Origin of the sequence: Salmonella sp. K21076, assembly GCF_039650795.1 — a bacterium.
GTDB classification, from domain to species: Bacteria; Pseudomonadota; Gammaproteobacteria; order Enterobacterales; family Enterobacteriaceae; genus Salmonella; species Salmonella enterica.
On the sequence record NZ_JBCLYA010000004.1, the window covers coordinates 70486 to 97453 of the forward strand.

25 protein-coding genes and 4 pseudogenes are annotated in these 26968 nt (G+C 52.1%); 18 read left to right on the forward strand and 11 right to left on the reverse strand.

Annotated features, from left to right (window positions below; genetic code table 11):
- Positions 1-168: 168 nt before the first annotated feature.
- From pfkA to AAYN39_RS01385, 9 genes and pseudogenes are all read left to right on the forward strand, one after another.
- The gene (pfkA, locus tag AAYN39_RS01345; protein WP_000591793.1) at positions 169-1131 is read left to right on the forward strand and encodes a 6-phosphofructokinase; all 963 of its coding nucleotides are present in this window, start codon (positions 169-171) and stop codon (positions 1129-1131) included.
- A gap of 203 nt (positions 1132-1334) precedes the next feature.
- Positions 1335-2324, forward strand: a complete 990-nt coding sequence (locus AAYN39_RS01350) for a sulfate ABC transporter substrate-binding protein (protein WP_000758715.1) — start codon at positions 1335-1337, stop codon at positions 2322-2324.
- Positions 2325-2424: 100 nt separating this feature from the next.
- Positions 2425-3180 (forward strand): CDP-diacylglycerol diphosphatase, encoded by a 756-nt coding sequence (locus AAYN39_RS01355; protein WP_000750765.1) that lies wholly within the window; start codon positions 2425-2427, stop codon positions 3178-3180.
- Between the two features lie 265 nt (positions 3181-3445).
- Positions 3446-4780, forward strand: a pseudogene (locus tag AAYN39_RS01360) (MFS transporter).
- 10 nt (positions 4781-4790) lie between these two features.
- On the forward strand, positions 4791-5750 hold the full coding sequence (locus AAYN39_RS01365) for an aminoimidazole riboside kinase (RefSeq protein WP_000646490.1): 960 nt from the start codon (positions 4791-4793) through the stop codon (positions 5748-5750).
- Between the two features lie 9 nt (positions 5751-5759).
- On the forward strand, positions 5760-6800 hold the full coding sequence (locus AAYN39_RS01370; RefSeq protein ID WP_000557877.1) for an ADP-ribosylglycohydrolase family protein: 1041 nt from the start codon (positions 5760-5762) through the stop codon (positions 6798-6800).
- A 62-nt stretch (positions 6801-6862) separates the two neighbouring features.
- Positions 6863-7585: a GntR family transcriptional regulator gene (locus AAYN39_RS01375; RefSeq protein WP_001764005.1), complete on the forward strand. Its 723-nt coding sequence runs from the start codon at positions 6863-6865 to the stop codon at positions 7583-7585.
- A 97-nt stretch (positions 7586-7682) separates the two neighbouring features.
- Positions 7683-7808, forward strand: a pseudogene (locus AAYN39_RS01380) (hypothetical protein); the annotation flags it as partial.
- Between the two features lie 51 nt (positions 7809-7859).
- A pseudogene (locus tag AAYN39_RS01385) lies at positions 7860-8000 on the forward strand (CDP-diacylglycerol diphosphatase); the annotation flags it as partial.
- A gap of 89 nt (positions 8001-8089) precedes the next feature.
- Here AAYN39_RS01385 and AAYN39_RS01390 read toward each other — a convergent pair.
- From AAYN39_RS01390 to lsrR, 3 genes and pseudogenes are all read right to left on the reverse strand, one after another.
- Positions 8090-8440: pseudogene (locus AAYN39_RS01390) on the reverse strand (cupin domain-containing protein).
- A 13-nt stretch (positions 8441-8453) separates the two neighbouring features.
- Positions 8454-10046, reverse strand: coding sequence for an autoinducer-2 kinase (lsrK, locus tag AAYN39_RS01395; protein ID WP_000113082.1), 1593 nt, complete (start codon positions 10044-10046; stop codon positions 8454-8456).
- Positions 10047-10132: 86 nt separating this feature from the next.
- Positions 10133-11092: a transcriptional regulator LsrR gene (gene lsrR, locus AAYN39_RS01400; protein ID WP_001283049.1), complete on the reverse strand. Its 960-nt coding sequence runs from the start codon at positions 11090-11092 to the stop codon at positions 10133-10135.
- Positions 11093-11347: 255 nt separating this feature from the next.
- Between lsrR and lsrA the strand changes: the two genes are divergently transcribed.
- From lsrA to AAYN39_RS01435, 7 genes are all read left to right on the forward strand, one after another.
- On the forward strand, positions 11348-12883 hold the full coding sequence (lsrA, locus tag AAYN39_RS01405) for an autoinducer 2 ABC transporter ATP-binding protein LsrA (protein WP_001167253.1): 1536 nt from the start codon (positions 11348-11350) through the stop codon (positions 12881-12883).
- Positions 12877-13920: an autoinducer 2 ABC transporter permease LsrC gene (lsrC, locus tag AAYN39_RS01410; protein ID WP_000911129.1), complete on the forward strand. Its 1044-nt coding sequence runs from the start codon at positions 12877-12879 to the stop codon at positions 13918-13920. Before lsrA ends, lsrC begins: the two co-directional genes overlap by 7 nt.
- Positions 13917-14918, forward strand: a complete 1002-nt coding sequence (gene lsrD, locus AAYN39_RS01415; protein ID WP_000981827.1) for an autoinducer 2 ABC transporter permease LsrD — start codon at positions 13917-13919, stop codon at positions 14916-14918. Before lsrC ends, lsrD begins: the two co-directional genes overlap by 4 nt.
- Before the next feature lie 28 nt (positions 14919-14946).
- On the forward strand, positions 14947-15969 hold the full coding sequence (gene lsrB, locus AAYN39_RS01420; RefSeq protein ID WP_000090739.1) for an autoinducer 2 ABC transporter substrate-binding protein LsrB: 1023 nt from the start codon (positions 14947-14949) through the stop codon (positions 15967-15969).
- A 28-nt stretch (positions 15970-15997) separates the two neighbouring features.
- Positions 15998-16873: a 3-hydroxy-5-phosphonooxypentane-2,4-dione thiolase gene (gene lsrF / locus AAYN39_RS01425; RefSeq protein WP_000774152.1), complete on the forward strand. Its 876-nt coding sequence runs from the start codon at positions 15998-16000 to the stop codon at positions 16871-16873.
- 82 nt (positions 16874-16955) lie between these two features.
- Positions 16956-17246, forward strand: a complete 291-nt coding sequence (lsrG, locus tag AAYN39_RS01430; protein WP_001543603.1) for a (4S)-4-hydroxy-5-phosphonooxypentane-2,3-dione isomerase — start codon at positions 16956-16958, stop codon at positions 17244-17246.
- 9 nt (positions 17247-17255) lie between these two features.
- On the forward strand, positions 17256-18020 hold the full coding sequence (locus tag AAYN39_RS01435) for a ribulose-phosphate 3-epimerase (protein WP_001088043.1): 765 nt from the start codon (positions 17256-17258) through the stop codon (positions 18018-18020).
- A gap of 91 nt (positions 18021-18111) precedes the next feature.
- Here AAYN39_RS01435 and tpiA read toward each other — a convergent pair whose 3' ends face one another.
- Positions 18112-18879, reverse strand: coding sequence for a triose-phosphate isomerase (gene tpiA / locus AAYN39_RS01440; protein WP_001216342.1), 768 nt, complete (start codon positions 18877-18879; stop codon positions 18112-18114).
- A gap of 112 nt (positions 18880-18991) precedes the next feature.
- Entirely contained in the window at positions 18992-19588 is a 597-nt protein-coding gene (locus AAYN39_RS01445) for a YiiQ family protein (protein ID WP_000802241.1), read from the reverse strand.
- A gap of 100 nt (positions 19589-19688) precedes the next feature.
- Between AAYN39_RS01445 and AAYN39_RS01450 the strand changes: the two genes are divergently transcribed.
- Positions 19689-20117, forward strand: a complete 429-nt coding sequence (locus tag AAYN39_RS01450) for a DUF805 domain-containing protein (protein WP_000155237.1) — start codon at positions 19689-19691, stop codon at positions 20115-20117.
- A gap of 106 nt (positions 20118-20223) precedes the next feature.
- On the opposite strand, the gene fpr is transcribed toward AAYN39_RS01450, so the two are convergent.
- The 4 genes from fpr to AAYN39_RS01470 form a co-directional block, all read right to left on the reverse strand.
- Complete coding sequence (gene fpr, locus AAYN39_RS01455) at positions 20224-20970, reverse strand: ferredoxin--NADP(+) reductase (RefSeq protein ID WP_000796307.1); 747 nt, start codon at positions 20968-20970, stop codon at positions 20224-20226.
- A gap of 96 nt (positions 20971-21066) precedes the next feature.
- Positions 21067-22077, reverse strand: a complete 1011-nt coding sequence (gene glpX, locus AAYN39_RS01460; RefSeq protein ID WP_001250624.1) for a class II fructose-bisphosphatase — start codon at positions 22075-22077, stop codon at positions 21067-21069.
- A gap of 111 nt (positions 22078-22188) precedes the next feature.
- The gene (gene glpK, locus AAYN39_RS01465; RefSeq protein WP_000137244.1) at positions 22189-23694 is read right to left on the reverse strand and encodes a glycerol kinase GlpK; all 1506 of its coding nucleotides are present in this window, start codon (positions 23692-23694) and stop codon (positions 22189-22191) included.
- Positions 23695-23714: 20 nt separating this feature from the next.
- On the reverse strand, positions 23715-24560 hold the full coding sequence (locus AAYN39_RS01470; protein ID WP_000084284.1) for an MIP/aquaporin family protein: 846 nt from the start codon (positions 24558-24560) through the stop codon (positions 23715-23717).
- Positions 24561-24958: 398 nt separating this feature from the next.
- Here AAYN39_RS01470 and zapB point away from each other — a divergent pair, with 398 nt between their 5' ends.
- Complete coding sequence (zapB, locus tag AAYN39_RS01475; protein ID WP_000051368.1) at positions 24959-25198, forward strand: septal ring assembly protein ZapB; 240 nt, start codon at positions 24959-24961, stop codon at positions 25196-25198.
- Between the two features lie 221 nt (positions 25199-25419).
- On the opposite strand, the gene rraA is transcribed toward zapB, so the two are convergent.
- Positions 25420-25905 carry a ribonuclease E activity regulator RraA gene (gene rraA / locus AAYN39_RS01480; RefSeq protein ID WP_000872918.1) on the reverse strand — a complete coding sequence of 162 codons (486 nt, stop codon included), beginning with the start codon at positions 25903-25905 and terminating at the stop codon, positions 25420-25422.
- 92 nt (positions 25906-25997) lie between these two features.
- On the reverse strand, positions 25998-26927 hold the full coding sequence (gene menA / locus AAYN39_RS01485; RefSeq protein WP_000139635.1) for a 1,4-dihydroxy-2-naphthoate polyprenyltransferase: 930 nt from the start codon (positions 26925-26927) through the stop codon (positions 25998-26000).
- Between the last annotated feature and the right edge of the window lie 41 nt (positions 26928-26968).

The following is a 26968-nucleotide window of genomic DNA, read 5'->3' on the forward strand; positions in this document are numbered from 1 at the left end:
GAGCCAGGCCAGCATTTTGTGTATAAATTACCGCCATTTGGCCTGACCTGAATCAATTCAGCAGGAAGGGATTGTTATACTATCTGTATATTCGTTGGATCGTTTCGAAGTGCGAAATCGGCTTCCGGCAATAGATTTCATTTTGCATTCCAAAGTTCAGAGGTAGTCATGATTAAGAAAATCGGTGTGTTGACAAGCGGCGGTGATGCGCCGGGCATGAACGCGGCAATCCGCGGTGTTGTGCGCGCAGCGTTGACGGAAGGGCTGGAAGTCATGGGCATTTATGACGGCTATCTGGGCCTGTATGAAGATCGTATGGTTCAGCTTGACCGTTACAGCGTATCTGACATGATCAACCGTGGCGGTACTTTCCTCGGTTCCGCCCGTTTCCCGGAATTCCGTGACGAAAATATTCGCGCTGTCGCGATCGAAAACCTGAAAAAACGCGGTATCGATGCGCTGGTAGTTATTGGCGGCGACGGTTCTTATATGGGTGCAAAACGTCTGACTGAAATGGGCTTCCCGTGCATCGGTCTGCCAGGCACTATCGATAACGACATCAAAGGCACCGACTACACTATCGGCTACTTCACTGCTCTCGGCACTGTAGTGGAAGCGATTGACCGTCTGCGTGACACCTCCTCTTCTCACCAGCGTATCTCTATCGTTGAGGTGATGGGCCGTTATTGCGGCGACCTGACGTTGGCGGCGGCTATTGCTGGCGGCTGTGAGTTTATCGTGGTGCCGGAAGTTGAATTTAATCGCGAAGATCTGGTGGCCGAAATCAAAGCCGGGATCGCGAAAGGGAAAAAACACGCTATCGTCGCTATTACTGAGCATATGTGCGATGTTGACGAACTGGCGCACTTTATTGAAAAAGAAACGGGCCGTGAAACGCGTGCGACGGTGCTCGGCCACATTCAGCGCGGTGGTTCCCCGGTACCTTACGATCGCATTCTGGCTTCCCGTATGGGCGCGTATGCTATTGACCTGCTGCTGGAAGGCCATGGCGGTCGTTGTGTCGGTATCCAGAACGAGCAGCTTGTTCATCATGACATCATCGATGCGATTGAAAACATGAAGCGTCCGTTCAAAAGCGACTGGATGGAGTGCGCGAAAAAACTGTACTGATTGTTTTTGCGCGCCTGATGGCGCTACGCTTATCAGGCCTACAGGTTGCAGAAACGTGTAGGCCGGATTAGGCGCTAGCCGCCATCCGGCAATCCCTCAGATTTATTCCTCGAAGTTATAGCCAATCTTTTTTTATTCTTTAATGTTTGGATCTCTTTCTGGCACGCTTTGCTCATCACAACACAACATAAGCGAGTCGGGCGATGAAAAAGTGGGGCGTGGGGTTCACATTATTGCTGGCGTCAACCAGCATTCTGGCAAAGGATATTCAGTTACTTAACGTATCGTACGATCCAACGCGTGAGCTGTACGAGCAGTACAACAAAGCGTTTAGCGCGCACTGGAAGCAGGAAACCGGCGACAACGTCGTGATCCGCCAGTCGCACGGCGGTTCAGGTAAACAGGCGACTTCCGTCATTAACGGCATTGAAGCCGATGTCGTGACGCTGGCGCTGGCTTACGATGTGGACGCTATTGCTGAACGTGGTCGTATCGATAAAAACTGGATCAAGCGTCTGCCGGATAACTCAGCACCTTACACCTCCACCATTGTTTTCCTGGTCCGCAAAGGCAATCCAAAACAAATTCATGACTGGAACGATCTGATTAAACCCGGTGTGTCGGTGATTACGCCAAACCCGAAAAGCTCCGGCGGCGCACGCTGGAACTATCTGGCGGCATGGGGCTACGCCCTGCACCACAACAATAACGATCAGGCCAAAGCCCAGGACTTTGTCAAAGCCCTGTTTAAAAACGTTGAAGTGCTGGACTCCGGTGCGCGTGGCTCAACCAATACTTTCGTTGAACGCGGTATCGGTGATGTGCTGATCGCCTGGGAAAACGAAGCGCTGCTGGCGACGAACGAACTGGGTAAAGATAAATTCGAGATAGTGACCCCGAGTGAATCTATCCTCGCAGAGCCGACCGTGTCCGTGGTGGATAAAGTCGTTGAGAAGAAAGGGACGAATGCGGTGGCGGAGGCGTATCTCAAGTATCTCTATTCGCCGGAAGGGCAGGAGATAGCAGCGAAAAACTTCTACCGTCCGCGCGATGCTGACGTGGCGAAAAAATACGACGATGCGTTTCCGAAGCTGAAGCTATTCACCATTGACGAGGTGTTTGGCGGCTGGGTGAAGGCGCAAAAAGATCACTTTGCTAATGGCGGTACGTTCGACCAAATCAGCAAACGCTAAACCGTTTATAAACCCGGTAACGTATTATGTTACCGGGTTTTTTCTTTGCCACAATTTTGCGTTACTCTTCCCCGTCTATGGGTCACAGGGAACGCATATCATGAAAAAAACAGGCTACTTTTTACTGGCGGTGATAGTGATTGTCGCCGCGGCGGGCGTCGGTTACTGGAAATTTTCCGGCAATCCTGATGCATTACGGGAAATCGTGCTTGAACGGTGCCTGCCCGATCAGTTACAGCATCAAAACCCAGCGCCTTGCGCGGAAGTCAAACCTCGCGCCGGCTATGTCATCTTTAAAGATCGTCACGGTCCGTTGCAATATTTATTGATGCCCACCTACCGTATCAACGGTACAGAAAGCCCGCTATTGCTGGAACCCGCTACGCCCAACTTTTTCTGGCTGGCCTGGCAGGCTCGCGGCTATATGAGTAAAAAATACGGGCATGATATTCCGGATAGCGCGGTCTCGCTGGCGATTAATTCGCGGCTTGGTCGTTCACAGGACCATTTGCATATCCATATTTCTTGCATCCGTCCTGACGTTCGGGAACAACTGGATAACGATCTCACGCGCATCAGCACTCGCTGGCTTCCGCTGCCGGGCGATCTGATGGGGCATGAATACCTGGCGCGCCGGGTAACCGAGAGCGAACTGGCGCAGCGTAGTCCGTTTATGATGCTGGCGGAAGAGGTGCCGGAAGCGCGCGATCATATGGGACGCTATGCGCTGGCGGTGGTACGCCAAAGCGACGACTCTTTTGTTCTGCTGGCGACCGAGCGTAACCTGCTGACGCTTAATCGCGCATCGGCGGAAGAGATTCAGGACCATAGTTGCGCCATTTTGTCTTCCCGCTGATTTTCGTTACACCCCCCTGCTCATTATCTTATTGATTCTTATCCCGGTTTAAAACTGGGGTAAGATCGTGTCTATAAAAATATGTGAAACCAACCAAAAGATATAAAGGTATACCTTTATATCTTTTGGTGGTTCGTTACACTCTCTTCATAGCCTCCATAGATTGTCTGATGGATGGCTTATATATAAAAACGTTTTTATTTCATGTAGTGACATCATTAATTGTTCACCAGATTTGCGCTGTTAAGCGTAAAGGAATATCAACATGAAACTTTCTATCGTGGAAAAAATCGGCTTCGGCGCGGGAGATATGGCGATAAACGTTGTGATTATCGCCATGCAGCTGCTCCTCGCCTATTTCTATACCGATATCTACGGCCTGAGCGCCGCTGATGTTGGCGTACTGTTTGTGGTTGTGCGGATGATTGATGCCATTATCGATCCGGCCATGGGGGTTCTGACCGATAAACTGAACACGCGCTGGGGACGTTACCGCCCGTGGCTGCTGTGGTTTGCCATTCCTTTTGGTTTCGCCGTGTATTTGATGTTTATTACGCCTGACATGGCTTATATGGCCAAGCTAGCGTGGGCCTATGGCACCTATATTCTTATGACCCTGGTCTATACCGCGATCACCATTCCTTATATTTCGATGATTGGCGTCATTACCAGCGACCCCGTTGAGCGGTTAAGCGCCAACGGTTATCGCTTTGTGATGACCAAGATTGCCGCTTTTCTGGTGACTATCGTTGTACCGATGCTTGCCGTCTGGCTGGGGCAGGGTAATAAGGCTTTGGGCTATCAGTTTTCGATGGGCTTAATGGGGGCAATGGGTGCGCTGCTGTTTATCTTCTGTTTTCTCACCACGCGTGAACGCAGCGAGCCGGAGATTACCTCGCTATCGGTGGGGAAACAGTTTAAATATCTGTTACGTAACGATCAGTGGATTATTCTCGGCGTTGTTATTCTGCTGCTGATGTGCGGTTATGTTATTCGCGGTTCCGTTGCCGCTTATTACGCCAAGTATTATCTGAACGGCGGAGATAGCCTGATTTCACCCTTCCTGACTACCGGCGTCGTTGCCTCTATTTTAGCGATGATTGCCACCACCTGGATAACCAAGTTCTGGGACAAAATTAAGATGTTCCGCTACACCCAGATTATTACCTTTATCCTGAGCGCGCTGATGTATTTCTCTGTCGGGCGTGAAAATCTTATCCTGGCGTTTGCGTTCTATTTTCTTATTAATTTCTTCTGCGATATGTAAATGCCGGTGTTCTGGTCCTCTATCGCCGAAGCGGTGGATTACGGAGAAAAGAAAACCGGTCTGCGCGTTTCCGGGTTGGCGTTTGGCGGCATCCTCTTCTTCCAGAAGTTTGGGATGGGGATCGCGGGCGGGATACTCGGATTCCTGCTGAGCCACTTTGGCTATCAGGCCGATGTTGAACAGAGCGCGCGTTCGCTCACCGGTATTGCGCTGATGATGACGCTCATTCCGGCTCTGTTCCACCTTGCGGTTGGGCTGCTGATGAAAAAGTATCTGATTAATAATGAATATTATCGTGATATTCAGCTCGCCCTGGCGCAGAAACAGGCATAAGGAGGCGCAAATGAAGGCCATGAATAAGGTTTGGGTTATCGGCGATGCCTCCGTTGATCTGGTGCCGGAAAAACAGAACAGCTATCTGAAATGCCCCGGCGGAGCGTCGGCGAACGTGGGGGTATGCGTTGCCAGGCTGGGCGGGGAGTGCGGTTTTATCGGTTGTCTTGGTGATGATGACGCCGGTCGTTTCCTGCGCCAGGTTTTTCAGGATAACGGCGTGGATGTCTCTTCGCTGCGGCTGGATGCGGCCCTGACCAGCGCGGTGCTGATCGTCAACCTGACGGCTGACGGGGAACGCAGCTTTACCTATCTGGTGCATCCGGGGGCTGATACCTACGTTTCGCCGCAGGATTTGCCGCCGTTCAGGCAGCACGAATGGTTTTACTTCAGCTCAATTGGCCTCACCGACAGTCCCGCTCGCGAAGCATGTCTGGAAGGGGCGAGACGCATGCGAGAAGCCGGTGGCTACGTGTTATTCGACGTCAACTTACGCAGCAAGATGTGGCGCAATACCGATGAAATCCCTGAACTGATCGCCCGGTCCGCCGCGTTGGCTTCTATCTGCAAAGTCTCGGCAGATGAGCTGTGCCAGCTCAGCGGGGCCAGTCACTGGCAGGATGCGCGTTATTACCTGCGCGATCTAGGCTGTGACACCACGATCATTTCGCTGGGGGCCGATGGCGCGCTGTTGATTACCGCCGAGGGGGAGTTCCATTTTCCCGCACCACGCGTCGATGTCGTCGATACCACCGGAGCAGGCGATGCTTTTGTCGGCGGCCTGCTGTTCACCCTTTCCCGCGCAAATTGCTGGGATCATGCCCTGCTGGCGGAAGCCATCAGCAATGCCAATGCCTGCGGCGCTATGGCGGTGACGGCAAAAGGCGCAATGACCGCTCTGCCGTTTCCCGACCAGCTAAACACTTTTCTGTCCAGCCATTCGCTGGCACAAGCCATGACCGTGAAATAAGGAGTCATCATGCACGTTGATCAAAACAAAATACTGGGATGCCTGGTGGGCGCCGCCGCCGCGGACGCGATGGGAGCCGCGACGGAAGTACGCACCCAGCAGCAAATAAAAGACTATTTTGGCGGCTGGGTGACGACCTTTCAAAAACCGCCTGCGGACACGTTTGGGCGCTGCAATGAAGCGGGGATGTGCACGGATGATTTTATTCAGGCGAAGTACATCATGGATGCGCTGCTGCGCCATCAGCGTGAAGTCAGCGACGAAGCGATGCGCGAAGCTTTCCAGCAGTGGCTGGATTACCCGTACTACGCCAACTTTACCGGCCCGACGACGCGTGCGGCAATGAAGGCAATATTCAATGATAACCGCGCCTCTTTACAGGGTGAGCTGGAAGGCGAGAAACAGTCGGTACAGATCATTAATAAGGGTAATGCGGAGGCAACGAACGGCGCCGCCATGAAGATTTGGCCAGCGGCGGTGCTGCACCCGGGTGATATTGACGCGGCGATTGACTGCGCGCTGCAGATTTGCCGTTTTACGCATAATAACGTGCTGGCGATGTCCGGCGCAGCGGCGATGGCGGCGGCAACCAGCGAGGCGTTAAGAGCGCAGACCAATGCAGACAGCATTATTGCCGCCGGTATTTACGGTGCGCAAAGGGGCTATCTGCTGGCGCAGGAGCAAGGGGCGATGATGGTGGCAGGTCCTTCCGTTGCCCGACGCATTGAGCTGGCCGTAGATATCGGTAAACGTCATCGCCATTGGGAAACGGCGATAGTGGATATTGCCGATATTATTGGCTCCGGGCTGCACGTGAGTGAAGCGGTGCCCGCGGCCTTTGGCCTGTTCGCGTGTTGTCCGAATTCTGCCGTAGATGCTATTATCTCCGGCGTTAATATCGGCAATGATACTGATACTGTCGCCACCATGGTCGGGGCGATTTCCGGCGCATTCCATGGCGTGGAGGCTTTTCCCGCCGATTATTTAACGACTTTGGATCGTATGAATCATTTCGATTTGGCAGAACTGGCCAGGCAAATCGCAGGGTAGCGACTTCACCCTGCCGGGGACGGTAAAACGTCCCCTGCTGGCGAAGACGTGAGGTGCGCAGCTTGCAGGTTGATAAAACGAGCTTTACTCCGCTTTATAAGCAACTATTTTTTATCATCTGTCAGCAGATCCAGAACGGGTCTTTGCCTTTGGGTAGCCAACTACCGACGCAAAAAGAGATTGCCAGATCCTACAACGTCTCGCTGATTGTGGTTAAACAGGCCTGGAGCGAATTAATCAATGCGGGCATTATTTCGTCGCAGCGCGGGAGTGGTTCGGTGGTGTGCTCGGTGCCGGAAGGCGTGAGCTACGGGCACACGTTTCGCGGTATTACCCGCGATCTCCAGGACGCCAGCGTGGCGATTGAGAACCGTATTCTGGAAATCGCGCCGCGCCGCGCGCGCGACGCTCAGGCAGACGGCTTGAGCCTGCCCGCACAGCATCACTATCTCTATATTTCGCGTATTCGTTGCCTGAATAACCGTCCGTTTAACCATGAAAAGATCTATCTCGATCTTAGCTTCTTTCCCGATCTGCAACTCACACCGCAGGCGCTGGAGCATACGTCGCTTTATTCGTTATTAAACGTCACAAGCGACTCGGCGATAGAAAAAGTTGAGGCGATTTTACCTTCCGCTGACCTGTGCGAAAAATTGCAAATCGCCCCCAATAAACCGCTGTTATCCGTCGCCAGACAGACGTTTCAGGCCGGGAAGGACAGCCCTTTTGAGTATTGCCGCTATTACGTGCTGTCTGAATACTTTGGTGAAATTCATTATCACTGATCTGTCCACTTAATCCTGCGATAACCCCACTATATCTGGCGTTTACCTGCCTGACTGTCCGTCGTATTCTTGCTGAAAAAATCGTCAGGAGACAGGTATGTCGCTCTGGTTGTCCTATCCTCTGATCCTCCCTTCCATCATCGTTGGCATTACTATCCTTCTGTGGGCGACTTCGCTACTGCCGGAGTTTATGACCGCACTGCTATTTTTTGCTGCTGTGGTGGCGATGGGACCAGGGAAAGTTCCTGCGCGGGCGGGGATGCAGTGATGTAGCGCGCTGGCGGTGGTACGCCAAAGCGATGGCTCTTTTGTCCTGCTGGCGACCGAGCGTAATTTACTGACCTTCAATCGCGCTTCTGCCGAGGAAATTCAGGATCATCAGTGTGATATCTTGAACCAACAGGTCATCAAATGACAGCTTGATATTGCATTAACGAATGCCGTTTGGAGGCCGGACAAGGCTCTCGTGGCGCTATCCGGCAAAATCTGGCGATGGCGTGGGCGTTACCAGGCCGGTGGATCTGCGGGGTGGCTGTCATTTTCCAGATGCGGCGATTTAATAAACACGCCTTTCTAGGGCTTATCGCCGTTATTAATGAGATAATGTGCCTCCCCTGGTTCGCACTGTAAAACATCTCCAGTTTGCAGGATATGAGGTGTTCCTTCCAGATACAGGCACACTTCACCGCTTAGGGTATAAAAAACCTCACAAGCGGTATTATGGCGATGGTTAGGGAATGACTGCCCTGGTTGTAGTATGACGACGCCCATATCGCAGCCCGGCCCACGGATTAAGTATTTAGGGCCATTATCACTAAAGCGGTATTCATGATTCTTCTCATTCGTTTTTTGCATGCTTATTCTCCTGTTACAGGCCTGGCGCTTTCCAGAGGGATGTCGTTAAGCCACCATCGACCAGCGCGCGTTGATCCTGATAAACGGCCTGCCATTTTTCTCTGGCCTGCTGATAGACAGCGAAATTTTCAGGATTAGGTTTATGCTCCCGATCCCAGCGCACTAGCTTTTCTCCCGTTTCCGCCAGCGATGGCCAGATACCCACGCCAACGCCTGCGGCAATAGCGCACCCTAGCGCGGTAGCTTCTTTGACGACAGGTACGTGAACGGTGAGTCCCGTAACGTCGGCAAGGATTTGGCTCCATAATTTGCCTTTAGATCCTCCGCCGGCAAAAACCAGCGAGTCGGCCTGTACGCCGGAAAACGCGGCAATTTGCTGTAAATTGCAGGCGGAAACAATGGCGGCATTCTCTTCCAGCGCGCGAAATAGGGTCGCTTTATTACATTTTTCAGGATCGATAGACAGATTGATAAACGACGGCGCGGCATGGTACCAGCGTTTAAAACGCATAACGTCAGAGAAGATGGGCATCACACCGTGCGCGCCGGGAGGCACCCGGCTGGCCATATCTTCCAGCAGGGAATACGCATCAATACCTAACCTTTCAGCGATTAGTTTTTCCTCGGCGCAAAAGGCGTCGCGGAACCAACGCATCGTTAACCCAGTAAAAAAGCTAATAGACTCGGTTTGTACCATACCGGGGATCACATGAGGATTGATGCGAACGTTCATGTTTGGGTCGGTGACCGGCGCGGGAAGATTGACGACCTGTTGCCAGAAGGTTCCGCCCAGCACGGCCGTTTGCGCCGGGCGTACGACGCCCAGCCCCAGACAGCCTAACTGCACATCGCCGCCGCCAACGATGACCGGCGTACCCGCTTGCAGGTCGCACTGTTCAGCCGCTTTCTGTGAAATGTGACCGAGCAGTGTCCCGGTTTCTTTTACCGGCGAGAGAATGTCAGAACGCAGGCCCGCCATCTGTAACAGACTACGTTTCCAGTTGCGGGTCACCAGATCCAATAACCCCGTCGTGCCTGCGTTGGAGGGATCGACCGCCAGTTCGCCGCTGAGCATAAAGGCCATCCAGTCGCTGATCATAGTGACGGTTGACGCGCGATGATAAATATCCGGACGATGGTGGGCAAGCCAGAGCAGACGCGGAATAGCGCTGAGCGCCAGCGTTTGCCCGGAGCAACGATAAACTTCCTCCTCAAAGGTGTTATCGTGCAGCTCTTTTAATTCACTGACTTCGTGCGCCGCGCGGGCGTCAACATTAGCGCAGGCCCAAATGGGTTCGCCGTTACTGTCATAAATAACAATGCCTTCACGCATCGAACAGGCCGATACGGCAGCGATAGCCGTTGCAGGGATGGCGGCTTTCTGTAGTGCCTGACGGATACACTGGCAAGCCAGTTGCCAGTTTTTGGCAAGATCAAACTCCATCGAACCAGGCACATCCGGCACGGCCAGATGCTGCCATTCCGCTTGACCGACAGCTATTTGCTTTCCTTGTAGATCAAAAATTACTGCTCTGACGCTACCGGTACCGGCGTCAAGAGCCATCAGGTAATGTCCTGATTCAGTATGGGTACAGAGTCGAGCCATTTTTTTACCCTCGGCTATTTTTACATCGTTACATAAAATCCTGTCAGTTATTGTTTATTGAATTGAGGTAAGTGTTATTTTATTTTTTATTTTTCAATAAGTTGAATTATTTTCCCTGCGGTTTTCTGATCGGTAACCAGCGCATTGATATAGTTACCGCGCATAGCGGCAATAATAGCTTCTGCTTTTTGTTCGCCGCCGGCGACGCCAATCACAGTTGGGATCGTGGAAAGTGAATTTAACTTCAGGCCAATTAATTCGTTATGGATTTTGATGTCTGGAATAATTTCGCCATGAGCATCAAAAAAATAGCCCAGAATATCGCCTACTGCGCCTTTGCGGCCAATCATGAGTTGTTCACCCTGAGTGATATAGCCGGATTTTAAGATACTGGCTTGATCTTTCTGGTTAATTGCCCCAATCCCCACGATGGCGGCATCGGCAGCTTGCGCTGTGAGCATCACATCCCGCACGCTATTTTCATTGCGCAGCGTGCAGGCAATTTCCTGCGATGATGCGCGCAGCGGCGCGGGCATAATACTTACGCTACAAGCGGCATCAAGCTGGCCTATTCCGGTCATATACGGCCCCACGCCGCCGGATAACGTGACCAGTCGGATTTGTTGCGCCGAGATAAATCCGCTGAGGCGTTTTAATGTGGTCATCGTGGCTTCGCCAAAGCCGACGGCCAGCAGTTGCTGTGGCCGCAGTGACTCCATCAACATATGGGCGGCGCCGATTCCTAAGCGCAGACCAATATCGGCATCGGGTAATGCCGGCAGCACGCGGATATTCTGCAATGCGAAGTGGTTACGCAAGGCATTTTCATACTCAAGACACCCTTCGAAACGGGAGTTGATTTGTACGCGAATAATACCGGACTGATGCCCTTTCTCCAGCAGACGAGAAACCTTTAGCCGGGTTAGCCCCAGACGCTCGCTGATTTCACTCTGCGTCAATCCATCGTGATAGTAGAACCAGGCAATACGCGCCACCTGCTCTTCTTCGCACATTCCATAATCAGATACCAACGTATTATCGCTCATTGTCATAACCTGGCTTTACTTTGAACATTTCTAAATCATTAACACAATTGTTCAGTTATCACTCCGAAATAACCGTGATTAACGCCACAAAAACGCGCCAAATCTGAACATTTATCATCTAAAAATTCATTTATTCAGAAAACGTGATCTGGATGAGAGTTTTTTGACCAAATAACTACTACCGTTTTGAACAATTTCTTTTTCAAAAAACATTTGTTCAGTCCCGTCAGTCAACATTGAGGGAGCGGAGGCAACATGCAAATCAGTCACAATACTGCATCCCCTCTGATTTGTGTGCAGAACATTTATAAAAGTTATTCCGGCGTCGAAGTACTAAAGGGAATTGACTTTACTCTGCATGCGGGAGAGGTGCACGCATTGCTTGGCGGCAATGGTGCGGGTAAATCAACATTAATGAAGATTATTGCCGGTATAGTCCCGCCAGATGGAGGGACTATCGATATTGCTGGTGTGCGTTGCAGTCATTTAACGCCTCTGAAGGCGCACCAGTATGGCATTTACCTGGTTCCCCAGGAGCCTCTGTTATTTCCGAGTTTATCTGTGCGGGAAAATATCTTGTTTGGCTTGCAGGGACGTCAGGCCTCCACGGAAAAAATGCAGCAGCTATTAAAGGCGATGGGATGCCAACTCGATCCGGCGAGCGCTGCGGGTACGCTTGATGTTGCAGACCGCCAGATCGTTGAAATTATGCGCGGCTTGATGCGCGACTCGCGAATCTTAATTCTTGATGAGCCCACGGCGTCGTTAACGCCAGCCGAAACTGACCGGTTATTTACGCGTCTGCAAGAGTTGCTGAAAAAGGGTGTCGGAATTGTATTTATTTCTCATAAGCTGCCAGAAATTAGACAGTTAGCTCACTGCGTTAGCGTGATGCGTGACGGTAAAATCGCATTATTCAGAAAAACGCATGACCTTTCTACCGACGAGATTATTCAAGCTATCACCCCGGCAACGCAGGGCGTCAGTCTTTCCGCGAGTCAAAAGTTGTGGCTGGAATTGCCTGGCAGCCGCCCGCAGAACGAACGCGGCGCGACGGTATTAGCGCTGGAGTCACTGACGGGCGAAGGTTTTATGAATATCAACCTTGAGGTGCGGGCAGGCGAAATCCTTGGTTTGGCCGGGTTGGTCGGCGCGGGACGCACAGAATTGGCTGAAACGCTGTACGGTATTAGACCGGTCAATGCGGGGCGGATGCTGTTCAATGGTGAAGAAATTAACGCCCTGACAACCCAACAGCGGTTGCAGCTCGGCCTGGTCTATTTGCCGGAAGATCGGCAGTCATCCGGGCTGTATCTTGACGCTTCCCTGGCATGGAATGTCTGTTCGCTGACCCACAACCAAAAAGGATTTTGGATAAAGCCCCAGCGGGATAACGCCACCCTTGAACGTTACCACCGCGCGTTAAATATCAAACTCAATAATGCCGAACAGGCGGCGCGTACTTTATCCGGCGGTAACCAGCAAAAAGTATTGATTGCCAAATGCCTGGAGGCCTCTCCGCAATTACTGATTGTCGATGAACCGACCCGCGGTGTCGATGTCTCCGCCCGCAGCGATATTTATCAGCTGTTGCGCAGTATCGCGCAACAAAATGTCGCGGTGCTGTTTATTTCCTCCGATCTGGAAGAGATAGAGCAGATGGCCGATCGCGTATATGTCATGCACCAGGGGGAACTGGGGGGGCCTGCGTTATGCGGCGAGGAAATTAACGTTGATACCATCATGCACGTTGCGTTTGGCGAACATGGTGCGTCGGAGGCAACATGTTGAAATTCATCCAAAATAACCGGGAAGCGACGGCACTGCTGGCAATAGTCTGTTTATTCGTGTTTCTTGGCGCGCTGGATAGCCAGTATTTGAGCGTGCAAACGCTGACAATGGTTTTCAGTAGCGCGCAAATTTTGATGCTGTTGGCGATTGGCGCGACGATGGTAATGCTCACCCGCAATATTGATGTATCGGTGGGCTCGACGACAGGAATGTGCGCGGTATTGCTGGGAGTAATGTTAAACGCCGGCTATAGCCTGCCGGTCGCCTGCCTGGCCACACTAATATTAGGAATTGTCGCCGGATTTTTTAATGGCGTACTGGTTGCCTGGTTGAAGATACCCGCCATTGTCGCCACGCTGGGAACGCTGGGCTTGTATCGTGGGATCATGCTGCTATGGACAGGGGGAAAATGGATTGAAGGATTACCCGCAGGCTTAAAGCAACTCTCTGCTCCGGTGTTTCTGGGAATTTCCGCAATCGGCTGGTTTACCCTGGTGTTAGCGCTGCTTATGGCCTGGCTCCTGGCGAAAACCGCCTTTGGCCGCAATTTTTACGCCACCGGCGATAACCTGCAGGGCGCCCGGCAATTGGGTGTCCGTACCGAGATGGTACGCATCATGGCATTTTCACTTAATGGCGGTATGGCGGCATTGGCTGGAATCGTGTTTGCCTCGCAGATTGGCTTCATTCCCAATCAAACCGGCACGGGGCTGGAAATGAAAGCCATCGCGGCCTGCGTATTGGAGGGAATTAGCCTGTTAGGCGGGTCAGGCACGGTCATCGGCGCTATTCTCGGCGCTTATTTTCTTACGCAAATCGATAGTGTGTTAGTGCTGCTGCGCATCCCCGCCTGGTGGAACGATTTTATTGCTGGCCTGGTATTGTTGGGCGTACTGGTATTCGATGGGCGGCTGCGTTGCGCATTACAACGCAATCTGCGCCGCCAGAAATATGCCCGTTTTATATCACCACCCACTCCACTACAGGCGGAAGCAAAAACGCACGCACAACAGAATAAAAACAAAGAGGTGGCATGATGAATCCATGGCGACGCTATAGCTGGGAAATTGCGCTGGCAGCCTTATTGATCTTTGAAATTCTGGCTTTCGGTCTGATTAATCCACGTTTATTAGATATTAATGTCTTACTTTTTAGCACTAGCGATTTTATTTGTATCGGTATTGTCGCTTTGCCGCTAACAATGGTTATTGTCAGCGGTGGTATGGATATTTCATTTGGTTCTACAATCGGGCTATGCGCGATTACCCTGGGTGTGCTGTTTCAGCTCGGTATGCCGCTACCTTTAGCGATTATTATTACCCTACTACTCGGCGCAATATGTGGGCTGATAAATGCCGGACTTATTATTTATACCGGCGTAAACCCGTTGGTGATTACCCTGGGAACCATGTATTTATTTGGTGGTAGCGCATTATTGTTATCTGGTATGGCTGGCGCCACGGGTTATGAAGGTATTGGTGGATTTCCCACAGCGTTCACTGACTTTGCCAATATTTCATTTCTTGGTATTCCTATGCCGCTTATTTTTTTTCTTGTGTGCTGTCTGTTTTTCTGGCTGCTCATGCATCGCACGCATATGGGACGCAACGTTTTCCTGATTGGCCAGAGCGCCCGTGTCGCGCAGTACAGCGCGATCCCGGTGAATCGCACGTTGTATACCGTGTATGCCATGACCGGATGCGCCTCCGCGATCGCCGCCGTATTACTGGTTTCTTACTTTGGCTCCGCACGTTCGGATCTGGGCGCCTCTTTCCTGATGCCGACCATTACGGCGGTTGTGCTGGGAGGCGCCAATATTTATGGCGGCTCCGGGTCGATTATGGGGTCCGCGTTGGCGGCGCTGCTGGTGGGATTTTTACAGCAGGGGCTACAGATGGCCGGAGTGCCGAATCAAATTTCCAGCGCATTGTCCGGTGCGCTTCTCATTGTTGTTGTCGTTGGTCGTTCCGTCAGTTTGCATCGTCACCAAATCCTTGAATGGTACTCACGCCGTCGCAATGCGCATCAGGCATGATTTCCTTTTGAAATTTATGGAGAAAAAAATGGCAAGACACAGCATTAAAATGATCGCCTTACTCACTGCGTTTGGTCTGGCATCTGCGGTAATGACCGTGCAGGCGGCAGAGCGGATTGCTTTTATTCCCAAACTGGTTGGCGTGGGCTTTTTTACCAGCGGCGGCAATGGCGCGCAGGAAGCGGGAAAAGCGCTGGGCATTGACGTAACTTACGATGGCCCTACAGAGCCCAGCGTCTCAGGCCAGGTTCAACTGGTGAATAACTTTGTCAATCAGGGGTATGACGCCATTATCGTTTCTGCCGTTTCGCCTGATGGCCTGTGCCCGGCGTTGAAGCGGGCAATGCAAAGAGGCGTGAAAATATTAACCTGGGATTCCGATACCAAGCCGGAGTGCCGTTCTTACTATATCAATCAAGGGACGCCAAAACAGCTCGGCAGCATGCTGGTAGAGATGGCCGCTCATCAGGTGGACAAAGAGAAAGCGAAAGTCGCTTTCTTCTATTCCAGCCCAACGGTGACCGACCAGAACCAGTGGGTAAAAGAAGCTAAAGCCAAAATTAGCCAGGAACATCCAGGGTGGGAGATAGTCACTACCCAGTTTGGCTATAACGATGCCACGAAATCGCTCCAGACGGCGGAAGGTATCATCAAAGCGTATCCCGATCTGGATGCCATCATCGCGCCTGACGCTAACGCTTTACCTGCTGCGGCACAGGCGGCGGAGAACCTTAAACGTAATAATCTCGCGATTGTTGGTTTTAGTACGCCGAATGTAATGCGCCCTTATGTTCAGCGCGGCACTGTTAAAGAGTTTGGCCTGTGGGATGTCGTCCAACAGGGAAAAATTTCCGTATATGTCGCCAACGCGTTGCTGAAAAATATGCCAATGAATGTCGGTGATTCACTGGATATTCCCGGCATCGGCAAAGTCACCGTTTCACCTAATAGTGAGCAGGGATATCACTATGAGGCAAAAGGTAACGGCATTGTGTTATTGCCAGAGCGTGTCATTTTCAACAAAGACAATATCGACAAATATGATTTCTGATAACTGTTATGTATCGACGGAGTAAAGAATGGCTGATTTAGATGATATTAAAGATGGCAAAGATTTTCACACCGATAAACCACAAACTAACACTTTGTTCTCATTAAAAGGCTGTGGCGCGCTGGATTGGGGAATGCAGTCCAGACTGGCGAGGATTTTTAATCCCAGGACCAGGAAAACGGTCATGCTGGCCTTTGACCATGGATATTTCCAGGGGCCGACAACCGGACTTGAGCGTATTGATATCAATATTGCGCCGCTCTTTGAATATGCTGATGTCTTAATGTGTACTCGCGGCATATTACGCAGTGTGGTACCTCCGGCAATCAATAAACCAGTCGTTTTACGCGCGTCCGGGGCAAATTCTATTCTCACTGAATTAAGCAATGAGGCGGTTGCGGTGGCGATGGATGACGCTGTGCGGTTGAATAGCTGTGCTGCTGCCGCACAGGTTTATATTGGTAGTGAACATGAACATCAGTCGATTAAAAATATTATTCAACTGATTGATGCCGGGTTACGCGTCGGGATGCCAATAATGGCAGTGACCGGGGTGGGTAAAGATATGGCTCGCGACCAGCGTTATTTTTCACTGGCAACGCGTATCGCTGCGGAAATGGGGGCGCAAATTATCAAAACGTATTATGTCGATAAAGGTTTTGAGCGTATTGCGGCAGGTTGTCCGGTGCCGATTGTCATCGCCGGCGGTAAAAAACTGCCTGAACGTGAAGCATTGGAAATGTGCTATCAGGCGATTGACCAGGGGGCTTCTGGCGTAGATATGGGGCGTAATATATTCCAGTCAGAAGATCCGGTAGCCATGATTAAAGCGGTACATGCTGTCGTTCATCATAACGAAACAGCAGAGCGTGCTTATGAGCTGTTTTTGAGTGAGAAAGGTTAAATGAGATCGCTTCCCCATCTTTTACCGATGCGAGGAGATGGGGATGACTGTTATTTTATTTGGAATAATCAGGGGGTTAATGATGCACGTTACGCTGGTTGAAATTAACGTTCATGATGACAAGGTTGAACAATTTATCGATGTTTTTCGGCAGAATCATCTGGGCTCAATTAAAGAGCCGGGTAACTTGCGTTTTGATGTTCTGCAGGATCCGCAGGTGCCTACGCGATTTTATATTTATGAAGCCTACGTTGATGAACAGGCCGTCGCTTTTCACAAGACAACGCCACACTATAAAACTTGCGTGGAGCAGCTTGAACCGTTGATGACCGGTCCGCGGACAAAAAAAGTTTTTATGGGTTTGATGCCTTAAGGAGCGCTCATGAACAGCCAGTTTGCCGGATTAACGCGCGAAGCATGTGTGGCATTGTTAGCGTCATATCCGCTTAGTGTGGGTATTCTGGCAGGGCAGTGGATTGCGTTGCATCGCTATCTGCAACAGTTGGAAGCGTTAAACCAGCCGCTGTTGCATTTGGATTTGATGGATGGTCAATTTTGCCCACAGTTTACCGTTGGGCCATGGGCAGTTGGGCAACTGCCGCAAACTTTTATCAAAGATGTTCATTTGATGGTAGCGGATCAATGGGCGGCGGCGCAAGCCTGCGTGAAAGCGGGCGCACACTGCATCACGCTTCAGGCTGAAGGCGATATTCATCTGCATCATACGCTAAGCTGGCTTGGTCAGCAGACCGTGCCCGTTATTGACGGTGAAATGCCGGTGATCCGGGGGATTAGTTTATGCCCGGCAACGCCTCTGGATGTCATTATCCCTATTCTGAGCGACGTTGAGGTTATTCAACTACTGGCAGTGAACCCTGGATACGGCAGTAAAATGCGCTCCAGTGATTTGTACGAGCGCGTGGCACAGCTTCTCTGTCTACTTGGTGATAAACGCGAAGGTAAAATTATCGTTATTGATGGGTCGTTAACGCAGGATCAGTTGCCTTCGCTGATTGCACAGGGCATCGATCGTGTTGTTTCTGGTAGTGCGTTATTTCGTGATGATCGGCTGGTTGAGAATACGCGGAGCTGGAGGGCGATGTTTAAGGTTGCCGGGGATACTACTTTCTTACCCTCCACAGCATAAATGCCGGATGGCGGCTTTACCTTATCAGGCCTACATAAGCACTCGGCTGGTAGGCCTGATAAGCGCAGCGCCATCAGACATTGATTGGCAATTAAGCCTGTTTAGCAGCTTCTGCTGCTTTCACGATCACGGCGAAGGCGTCAGCTTTCAGAGAAGCGCCGCCTACCAGTGCGCCGTCGATGTCCGGCTGCGCGAACAGTTCGGCTGCGTTGGACGCATTAACAGAACCGCCGTACTGGATAATAACCTGTTCAGCGATTTTCGCGTCAGCTTTAGCAATGTGGTCACGGATGAATTTGTGAACTGCCTGAGCCTGCGCAGGAGTTGCAGATTTACCGGTACCGATCGCCCATACGGGTTCGTAAGCGATAACCGCGCCTTCAAAGGCTGCCGCGCCCTGCGTTTTCAGTACCGTGTCGATCTGGCGTGCGCACACTTCTTCTGTTTTGCCCGCTTCGTTTTCCGCTTCGGTTTCACCGATGCACAGTACCGGCGTCAGACCTTGTTCTTTCAGTACGGCGAATTTTTTGGCGATCAGCTCGTCAGATTCTTTGTGATAAGTACGACGCTCGGAGTGGCCGATAATAATGTACTGCGCGCCGATATCCTTCAGCATTTCAGCCGAAGTTTCACCGGTGAATGCGCCAGACAGATTCAGATCAACGTTCTGCGCGCCCAGCATGATGTGGCTGCCGGCAGCAGCGCGTTTCGCCAGATCGATATACATTTCCGGCGGAGCGATTGCCACGTCGCAGCCTGCTACGCCCGTCAGTTCTTTACGCAGGTTAGCCACCAGTTCGTTTACCATGTGGCGGCTGCCGTTCAGTTTCCAGTTACCCATCACTAAAGGATGTCGCATTTCATTTCTCCACGCTTAGTCAGCGAATTAAGGAAGATGGCCGCTCGTCAGAGCAGCATGGTCTGTGAAACAGTATAGAGATTCATCCCCGGAAAGGCTTTGCTTTTTGTCATCAATTCGCCCCTTCCAGATTTTCAGATAACGCCAGCTTAATCGGTTCAACCGCGAAGGTCAGCCCCTTTTCGCCGTTATCTGCGACAACATAACGTACCGCGCCTTCGGTCTCGGCGTAATAGTGTTTACCTTTACCGGCGATAAGCATCTTTTGCAGTTTTTTCTGGCTTTGCTCTTTTGTCAGTAACGGGGCGACAGTGCGAATAATGGCGGCCATATATTCCAGCGCTTTCGCTTTCGCCGCTTTCTGTTCCGGCCCCTGAATGGGCAGCCAGGTAATCTGCATACTTTTCACTTTGAGCGTACCGCGCTCCAGCGCCGTGGAGGCATACAGATTTTCGTTAATCTTACTGGCGGCGCGGGTCAGATTCGCCTTATCGCGGCTATTCTCAATGGCGCGAAATTCATTGAGCGGCAGATCGGGATTCTGGCGGTTAAAGTTCTCACGAAACTGGCTAATAGAAAGATCAAAGGTTGGCGAGCCCGCCAGCAGATAGGGCGCTGTCGTGGTCGATGAAGAGAGCTGCGCGTGCGCCGTTATGCTGGCGGTGAGAGCAGAAAACAACAGTAAAAACAGAGTACATCCTGGCTTCATCAATCTTACCTTTCGTTAGGACTGCTCACGATTAAAACGATAACTGTCGGGCTTGTCAAAAGGGTAAACTGTAGCGGAAGGCAAAATATAAGGAACTTACATGACCATACAGCAATGGTTATTCTCATTTAAAGGGCGTATCGGACGCCGTGATTTCTGGATTTGGATCGGCCTCTGGTTTGCCGGGATGCTGGCGCTATTTTCGCTGGCGGGGAAAAACCTGCTTGATATCCAAACGGCGGCATTTTGCCTGGTGTGCCTGCTGTGGCCGACCGCCGCCGTCATGGTCAAACGTCTGCATGACCGGGGACGTTCCGGCGCGTGGGCGTTGCTAATGATTCTGGCGTGGATGCTGCTGGCCGGAAACTGGGTGATGTTGCCGGGGATGTGGCAGTGGGTCGTCGGGCGATTTATTCCGACGCTGATCCTGGTGATGATGCTTATCGATCTGGGCGCGTTTGTCGGTGTTCAGGGGGAAAATAAGTTTGGGAAAGCGACACAGGACGTGAAGTTTAAGGCAGAACCGTAAACGGGCGGTAAACCGTAATTTGCCCGGTGGCGCTGACGCTTACCGGGCCTACAGATTGGTGATGATTTGCAGGCCGGATAAGCCCTAGCTGCCATTCGGTAAAACATCACCAGTAATGTTCAGCCGTCATATGCCCCGGTCGGCGGCGCAGATGTTTAGTCATCTGTCGGGTCTCTTTCAGCAGTTGCTGCGTATCGCGCACCATCTGCGGGTTCCCGCACAGCATGACGTGGCTGGTCTCTTTATCCATCGGTAATCCAACGGCTTTTTCCAGCTCGCCGTTTTCAATGAGCGCAGGCACGCGCCCGGTAAGCGAGCCTGGCACGCTCTCCCGGCTGACCACCGTTTGGATGCGCAGCTTGCCTTCATAACGCTGTTGCAGTTCCAGCATTAGCGGCAGATAGCTTAAATCGGCGGCGAAGCGTGCGGCGTGGACTAAGACCAGATTTTTAAAGCGCGTGACATCCTGGCCATATTGCAGAATAGACAAATACGGGCCAATAGCGGTTCCGGTCGCCAGCATCCATAGCGTCTCGCAGTCAGGCACTTCATCCAGTACAAAGAAACCCGACGCGTCGCTGACCACTTGTACCTCATCGCCAGGTTTTAGCGCCGCCAGCCGCGGGCTGAGCTTTCCTTGCGGAACCGTCACCAGATAAAACTCTAAATTCGGATTGTCAGGCGCATTCACATAGGAATACGCGCGCTGAACGCGCTCGCCATCGATCTCCAGTCCGAGTTTGGTAAATTGGCCTGCAGTAAAAGGATTAATGGGGGCGTGAACGGTCAGGCTGAACAGTGCGTCAGTCCAGTTTTGCACCTTAGTGACTTTACCTGTTACCCAATCGGCCATGGTTTTCTCCTGTTCTGAATCGCTAACCTTATCTTCGTTCGTCAGGAGAAAGATTTCCAGCCCCGCGAGGCTGGAAGGCTCTAACTAACAAATGCGCTAGAGGATATGCGCCTGCACATCAGGATCTTTACGATCAAGATAGTGGATAGACTGAATGCGGCGGATGGTGCGTGATTTGCCGCGGATCAGCAGCGTTTCCGTCGTGGCGATATGGCCTTTTCGGCTAATTCCTTCCAGCAGATCGCCTTTCGTGATGCCGGTCGCAGAGAAAATAACGTTATCGCTACGCGCCATGTCGCCCAGGCATAACGCCTTGCCCGCTTCAATCCCCATTGCTTTGCAGCGCGCCAGTTCCTGTTCGCCAATGCGGCGGTTTTCTTCGCTGTCGCCTTTCACGTCATGGCGCGCCAGCAGACGTCCCTGCATATCGCCGTCCAGCGCGCGGATCACCGCTGCGGATACCACGCCTTCTGGCGCGCCGCCAATCCCGTACAGCACGTCGACTTCGCTATCCGGCATACAGGTCAGAATTGAGGCCGCGACGTCGCCGTCAGGAATGGCAAACACGCGTACGCCCAGTTTGGCCATCTCTGCGATAACCTCGTCATGACGCGGTTTTGCCAGAATGGTCACGGTCAGATCGCCAAGCGGTTTACCCAGCGCATCCGCGATGTTGCGCAGGTTATCCGCCAGCGGCAGATTGAGATCGATCGCCCCTTTGGCGCCCGGACCGACAATCAGTTTTTCCATATACATATCGGGCGCATTCAGGAAGCAGCCTTTATCGCCGACCGCCAGTACCGCCAGCGCGTTCGCCTGACCCATCGCTGTCATGCGCGTGCCCTCAATCGGATCGACGGCGATATCTACCGCATCGCCGTGGCCGGTACCGACTTTCTCGCCGATATAGAGCATCGGGGCCTCGTCGATTTCGCCTTCGCCAATCACGATGGTGCCGTCAATGTTGACCTGGTTGAGCATGATACGCATGGCGTTGACCGCCGCGCCGTCCGCGGTATTTTTATCGCCGCGTCCCAGCCATTTGTAGCCAGCCAGCGCCGCCGCTTCGGTCACACGGGAAAATTCGATGGCAAGTTCTCGTCTCATAACAAACTCGTAGCAAAAAGGAGTGGCGCGCAGTGTAGCACAGGGGAGGGAGGGAATAATTGATGTGTGTGCGGAGTTGCCTCCGCACAAAGATTTTGCCGGATGGCGACCTTACTTGTCGTGCTCTTCCCACGCCATTGCGCGTTTAACCGCTTTCTTCCAGCCGCTGTAACGGTAGTTACGCTCGGTGGTTTCAATGCCGGGGCGGAATTCTCGCTCAATGACGGCTTTTTCCTGCAGCTCGTCCAGGTTCTGCCAGTAACCGACGGCCAGGCCAGCCAGATAGGCGGCGCCCAGCGCGGTCACTTCGCGCACTTCCGGGCGTTCCACCCGCGTGCCGAGAATATCTGACTGGAACTGCATCAGGAAGTTGTTGGCCACTGCGCCGCCGTCCACACGCAGAGCGTGCAGGCGGATACCGGAGTCGGCCTGCATCGCTTCCAGTACGTCGCGGGTCTGGTAAGCGATGGATTCGAGCGTCGCGCGGATAATGTGATTAGAGTTCACGCCGCGGGTCAGGCCAAAAATGGCGCCGCGGGCATACGGATCCCAGTACGGCGCGCCCAGACCGGTGAAGGCCGGAACCACGTAGACACCGTTGGTATCTTTCACTTTCGTGGCGAAATATTCGGAGTCGAATGCGTCGCTGATGAGCTTCATTTCATCACGCAGCCATTGAATGGACGCTCCCGCCATAAACACCGCACCTTCCAGCGCATAGTTGACTTCGCCGCTTGGGCCGCAGGCGATGGTGGTCAGCAGGCCGTTTTCCGATTTTACCGCTTTCTCGCCGGTGTTCATCAGCATAAAGCAGCCGGTGCCGTAGGTGTTCTTTGCCATTCCTTCCTTTACGCACAGTTGGCCGAAGAGCGCGGCCTGCTGATCCCCGGCAATCCCGGCGATAGGAATACGTGTACCGCCTTTACCGCCAATATTGGTCTGGCCGTAGACTTCGGAGGATTTACGTACCTGGGGCAGCATCGCGCGTGGGATATCCAGCACGTCCAGCATTTTATCGTCCCAGTCCAAATCATGGATGTTGAACAGCATGGTTCGTGAGGCGTTGGTGTAATCCGTAACGTGGACGCGGCCCTGCGTCATCTTCCAGATAAGCCAGGTATCCACCGTACCGAACAGCAGCTCGCCACGCTTCGCGCGTTCGCGCGAACCTTCCACATGGTCAAGGATCCATTTCACTTTAGTGCCAGAGAAGTACGGGTCGACGACCAGACCGGTATTGTCGCGGATGTAATCTTCCAGGCCGTCGCGTTTAAGCTGTTCGCAAATATTGGCGGTACGACGGCACTGCCAGACAATAGCGTTGTATATCGGTTTGCCGGTTTCACGTTCCCAGACGATCGCGGTTTCACGTTGGTTGGTGATACCGATAGCGGCAATCTGATCGGAACTGATATCGGCCTTAGCCAGCACTTCTACCAGCGTTGAGCTTTGAGACGCCCAAATTTCCATCGGGTCGTGTTCTACCCAGCCTGGCTTAGGATAAATTTGCTCAAATTCACGCTGTGATACGCTGACGATATTCGCGTCATGATCCATAACGACCGCGCGGGAGCTGGTGGTACCCTGGTCGAGCGCAACGATATATTTTTCAGTCATAATTTTGTCCCGTAATCAGATTACAGCGAAGCATTTTGTTGTGTGGCCGCGGTGGAGTCCTTCTCTTCCACGACGCAGATATCGCACGGCAAATGACGGCCAATAAATTTGCGATAAGCAAACGCGCCCAGAATGGCGCCGACGATGGGGCCAAACAGTGGCACCAGGAAGTAAGGAATGTCTCTACCGCCGGTAAACGCAATTTCACCCCAGCCGGCAAGCCCGGCGAACATTTTGGGGCCAAAGTCACGCGCCGGATTCATCGCAAACCCGGTCAACGGCCCCATAGAGGCACCGATAACGGCGATCAGTAAACCAATGAGCAGTGGCGCAAGCGGACCGCGAGGTACGCCGTTACCGTCGTCGGTCAGCGCCAGAATCAGCCCCATCAGAATAGCGGTAATCACCATTTCAACCGCGAAGGCCTGCACAAAATTGATATGAGGATTCGGGTAAGTTGAGAAAATGCCTGCGAGATCGAGACTTTCAACGCTGCCACGGACGATATGGTGGGTTTGTTCGAAGTCCACAAAAAGATTGTAATAAAGCCCGTAAACTAACGCCGCTGCGCAAAAGGCGCCGGCAACTTGAGAAATAATAAAAGGAACAACTTTACGTTTGTCGAAACAGGCAAATAGCCAGAGTGCGATGGTCACTGCCGGGTTCAGGTGTGCGCCAGAAACACCTGCCGTCAGGTAGATAGCCATCGCTACTCCCAGACCCCAGATGACGCTGATTTCCCACTGTCCAAAAGTAGCTCCGGCAACTTTAAGCGCAGCGACACAACCCACCCCGAAAAAAATCAACAACCCGGTACCGAGGAATTCAGCAATGCACTGGCCTTTTAAGGTTGATGTTTGACTCATAATCGGATCCTGAAGAGTATGTAATGATTATTGGTATGCGAGGAGGTCATGGACATCCACGATGCCCTGTAGGCACACTGTTAATTTATCGCTAACGAGCAAAAACGAGAAATATCGAAATCAAAATGTGTGTACTGCGTCAATAAAATGAGCGTTATCGCGCCATGAGGCGCATTTTGAGACAGCAGAAGAGAGTGAATTGAATCATTTCATTAACCAATATGTTAACACTTTTAAGTTATTGAATGAATGTTACCAGGAGATGGATGAAAATTGCTGCAAACCGCGATCTACGCGGTATGTCGCTGGACAGCGAGAGCGGGGCTTCATACAATCGATACTATATATTGTGCGCGTTTACGTGAAGCGTCGCCTTGCAATTCAGGAGAGGTAAGATCATGTCTTTAGAAGTGTTTGAGAAACTGGAAGCAAAAGTACAGCAGGCGATTGACACCATCACCCTGTTACAGATGGAAATTGAAGAGCTGAAAGAAAAGAACAACAGCCTGACGCAGGAAGTGCAGTCTGCACAGCATCAGCGTGAAGAACTCGAGCGTGAAAATAATTTTCTGAAGGAACAGCAGAGCGGCTGGCAGGAACGTTTACAGGCGCTGCTTGGTCGTATGGAAGAAGTCTAATCCTCGTCATATTTCACGTTATGGCGGCGTTGGCTGCGTGCGTTCACCCCAGTCACATAGTGGCCTATGCTCCTGGGGATTCACTTTCTTGCCGCCTTGCCCTGACGCGAAATCTATAGAGGATTTAGAATGCGGATACCGGTGGGCCGGATAAGGCGTAAGCCGACATCCGGCAATCAGCGACAACGCATAAAAAAGGCGCCTTACGGCGCCTTTTTTGATCACTCGATATCAAGCGGGTCTTCGGAAAGGATAATCCCGGTGTTGTCGGCATAGAGATGATCGCCGGAGAAGAACGTCACGCCGCCGAAATTGACGCGCACATCGCTTTCCCCAATGCCTTCACCTGCGGCGCCAACCGGAATGGCGGCGATCGCCTGAATGCCGATATCCAGCTCTTCCAGATCGTCCACCTGACGCACCGCGCCATAGATAACCAGCCCTTCCCATTCATTTTGCGTGGCCAGACGCGCCAGCTCCGCATCAACTAATGCACGACGGACAGAACCGCCGCCATCGACCAGCAGAACCCGACCACGGCCATTTTGTTCGAGCAGATCGTACAGCAACCCGTTGTCCTCGAAACATTTTACCGTGATGATTTGTCCGCCAAACGACGACCGCCCTCCAAAATTAGAGAACAGCGGTTCCACGACGTTGACATCTTCCTGATAGATGTCACAAAGCTCGGAAGTATCGTATTTCATAGGCTTAACGTTCAGTTGCTGCGAGAATTTTTAGTATATCGCGCTAAGTATACTGTTGGCAAAATCATCAATTGTTAATTGATATTTGTCAGTTAAACGGCCCACTGACTTAAGAGTATCCCAATCACAAATAACAGGTTGGTTAACAACGCGCCTTTAACGGTACGTTCAAGCATCGGGCGCATTGCCGCAGGCTCCCTTTCGCGCATTACGTAGCGCGCTTGTTTAATGAGCAAGGGCGCGGCCAGAATAAACAACCATCCCCACGGACTGTGTAGCGAGAGCAGATTAAACAGCGCCAGACAGAGCAGCGCGCCTAGCAACAGGCAGGCGTGATAACGACGCGCGTTGACATCGCCAAGTCGTACCACAAGGGTGTTTTTGCCGTTCTCTCTGTCGCTATTAATATCGCGCAGGTTATTAATATTCAGCACCGCCGTCGCCAGTAAACCGCAGGCGGTGGCCGGGAGAATCAGCGCCGGAATCAGCGTATGCGCCTGGAGATACCAGCTCCCCATGACACTTAGCCAGCCAAAGAATACCAGGACAGAGATATCACCCAGCCCGATATAACCGTAGGGCCGATTACCCACGGTGTAGGTGATGGCGGCGATAATCGACAGCCCGCCCAAAATCAGGAAGCCGACAAAATCGGTTAACGTATGGCACGCGACCGCCACCAGCGCCAGTCCGGAGATACAGATCAGCACGACGGTAATGATTAACGCCCGCTTCATCTCCTGCTGGGTGATGACGCCTTTTTGCATCCCCCGCAGCGGTCCGATGCGATCCGGTTTATCACTGCCTTTGACAGCGTCGCCGTAATCGTTGGCGAGGTTGGATAAAATTTGCAACAGCCCGGCGGTGATAAGGGCCAGCAGTGCGACCAGAGGATCGAAATAGCCTTGCCACCATGCCAGGGCCGTACCGACGATAATCGCCGCGAAGGCGAGAGGTAAGGTTTTGGGTCGTAAGCTTTCCAGCCAGGCCTGGGTGCGGCTAATTTGTTGTTGTTCAGTCATATTTAGCGCCAATAAAAATGGGGCTTTTCAGCCCCATCAAC

Excerpts from the sequence above, each read along its gene's own strand:
- pfkA (WP_000591793.1), top strand. The coding sequence starts at position 169 with ATGATTAAGAAAATCGGTGTGTTGACAAGCGGCGGTGATGCGCCGGGC.
- AAYN39_RS01350 (WP_000758715.1), top strand. The coding sequence starts at position 1,335 with ATGAAAAAGTGGGGCGTGGGGTTCACATTATTGCTGGCGTCAACCAGC.
- AAYN39_RS01355 (WP_000750765.1), top strand. The coding sequence starts at position 2,425 with ATGAAAAAAACAGGCTACTTTTTACTGGCGGTGATAGTGATTGTCGCC.
- AAYN39_RS01365 (WP_000646490.1), top strand. The coding sequence starts at position 4,791 with ATGAAGGCCATGAATAAGGTTTGGGTTATCGGCGATGCCTCCGTTGAT.
- AAYN39_RS01370 (WP_000557877.1), top strand. The coding sequence starts at position 5,760 with ATGCACGTTGATCAAAACAAAATACTGGGATGCCTGGTGGGCGCCGCC.
- lsrK (WP_000113082.1), bottom strand. The coding sequence starts at position 10,046 with ATGGCTCGACTCTGTACCCATACTGAATCAGGACATTACCTGATGGCT.
- lsrR (WP_001283049.1), bottom strand. The coding sequence starts at position 11,092 with ATGAGCGATAATACGTTGGTATCTGATTATGGAATGTGCGAAGAAGAG.
- lsrA (WP_001167253.1), top strand. The coding sequence starts at position 11,348 with ATGCAAATCAGTCACAATACTGCATCCCCTCTGATTTGTGTGCAGAAC.
- lsrC (WP_000911129.1), top strand. The coding sequence starts at position 12,877 with ATGTTGAAATTCATCCAAAATAACCGGGAAGCGACGGCACTGCTGGCA.
- lsrD (WP_000981827.1), top strand. The coding sequence starts at position 13,917 with ATGATGAATCCATGGCGACGCTATAGCTGGGAAATTGCGCTGGCAGCC.
- lsrB (WP_000090739.1), top strand. The coding sequence starts at position 14,947 with ATGGCAAGACACAGCATTAAAATGATCGCCTTACTCACTGCGTTTGGT.
- lsrF (WP_000774152.1), top strand. The coding sequence starts at position 15,998 with ATGGCTGATTTAGATGATATTAAAGATGGCAAAGATTTTCACACCGAT.
- lsrG (WP_001543603.1), top strand. The coding sequence starts at position 16,956 with ATGCACGTTACGCTGGTTGAAATTAACGTTCATGATGACAAGGTTGAA.
- AAYN39_RS01435 (WP_001088043.1), top strand. The coding sequence starts at position 17,256 with ATGAACAGCCAGTTTGCCGGATTAACGCGCGAAGCATGTGTGGCATTG.
- tpiA (WP_001216342.1), bottom strand. The coding sequence starts at position 18,879 with ATGCGACATCCTTTAGTGATGGGTAACTGGAAACTGAACGGCAGCCGC.
- AAYN39_RS01445 (WP_000802241.1), bottom strand. The coding sequence starts at position 19,588 with ATGAAGCCAGGATGTACTCTGTTTTTACTGTTGTTTTCTGCTCTCACC.
- AAYN39_RS01450 (WP_000155237.1), top strand. The coding sequence starts at position 19,689 with ATGACCATACAGCAATGGTTATTCTCATTTAAAGGGCGTATCGGACGC.
- fpr (WP_000796307.1), bottom strand. The coding sequence starts at position 20,970 with ATGGCCGATTGGGTAACAGGTAAAGTCACTAAGGTGCAAAACTGGACT.
- glpX (WP_001250624.1), bottom strand. The coding sequence starts at position 22,077 with ATGAGACGAGAACTTGCCATCGAATTTTCCCGTGTGACCGAAGCGGCG.
- glpK (WP_000137244.1), bottom strand. The coding sequence starts at position 23,694 with ATGACTGAAAAATATATCGTTGCGCTCGACCAGGGTACCACCAGCTCC.
- AAYN39_RS01470 (WP_000084284.1), bottom strand. The coding sequence starts at position 24,560 with ATGAGTCAAACATCAACCTTAAAAGGCCAGTGCATTGCTGAATTCCTC.
- zapB (WP_000051368.1), top strand. The coding sequence starts at position 24,959 with ATGTCTTTAGAAGTGTTTGAGAAACTGGAAGCAAAAGTACAGCAGGCG.
- rraA (WP_000872918.1), bottom strand. The coding sequence starts at position 25,905 with ATGAAATACGATACTTCCGAGCTTTGTGACATCTATCAGGAAGATGTC.
- menA (WP_000139635.1), bottom strand. The coding sequence starts at position 26,927 with ATGACTGAACAACAACAAATTAGCCGCACCCAGGCCTGGCTGGAAAGC.